The 407-nt window shown below is 44.0% G+C and carries 1 protein-coding gene; it reads left to right on the top strand.

The window, feature by feature from the left end; all coding sequences use genetic code 11:
- The coding region (locus AB4585_RS22695; RefSeq protein ID WP_372171065.1) for an MSHA biogenesis protein MshB at positions 1–407 on the top strand (407 nt) is incomplete at both ends.

Below are 407 nucleotides of genomic sequence, written 5' to 3'. Positions count from 1 at the left end.
TCGTTGTTTTAGGTCTTTTAGCCGTAGCTGCACTACCAAGATTTTTAGATGTGACAGACAAAGCAAAAGAAGCAAGTGTTGAAGGTGTAGCGGGTGGTTTTGCTACCGCAGTATTGTCTGCTCGTGCACAGTGGGAAGCGGAGCAGCGTCCACGTGCTTTGCCGAATAATAAGAACAGTAACTATGTTGATTATGATGGTAGCTACTTCCAACTAACTTCTTCTGAAGATGATTCAGGTCTTCGTGACGGATACCCTATCGCTTACTTTGGTGATGACACTGCACCTACGGGAGCTTCTCCAACAGTATTAACTGAGGCTGAGTGTGTTCAGCTTTTTGAAAATCTTCTTCAAAATCCACCTAAAGTGGGCACAGAGACAGAAGCAGATAGTGACACTACTATCAAA

It is taken from the genome of Vibrio sp. 10N.222.49.C9 (genome assembly GCF_041474985.1).
GTDB classification, from domain to species: Bacteria; Pseudomonadota; Gammaproteobacteria; order Enterobacterales; family Vibrionaceae; genus Vibrio; species Vibrio crassostreae_C.
The sequence above is the reverse complement of the archived record's forward strand: the minus strand, read 5'-3'. Positions and strand labels throughout refer to the sequence as shown.